Source organism: Tropicimonas sp. TH_r6, assembly GCF_033101155.1.
Lineage (GTDB): Bacteria > Pseudomonadota > Alphaproteobacteria > Rhodobacterales > Rhodobacteraceae > Tropicimonas.
The window spans coordinates 1-378 of record NZ_JAWMPX010000102.1; the positions used below are offsets into that span (position 1 = coordinate 1).

Below are 378 nucleotides of genomic sequence, written 5' to 3' on the forward strand. Positions count from 1 at the left end.
CGGCTCCGGCAGTGACACGCTCTACGGGCAGGAGGACAACGACACGCTGCGGACAGGCGAGACCGGCACGGACGTGCTCCATGGCGGCTCCGGCAACGATCTCTACGTGATCGAGCGCGCGGCGGGTACGGAGTATCGCGCCCAGAGCACCACCGTGGATGAAGATGCAGGCGGCGGCACCGACACGCTCGACCTGACCGGTTTCGTCTCCAGCCTGTCGGCGCTGGATTTCGAGACCTCGGGCTACGACCTCGTCATCCACGCGACAGACGGGCTCAGAAATCACCTGAGCGCCGTGACCCTCAGCGACCATTTCTACAGCTCAAGCACCCGTATCGAGACCCTCACCTTCGACAGCCAGAGCTGGGACATCTCCGA

General features: G+C 64.6%; 1 pseudogene. It reads left to right on the top strand.

The features are described from left to right. Positions 1–378 (top strand): annotated as a pseudogene (locus tag R3X27_RS25575) (hypothetical protein); the annotation flags it as partial.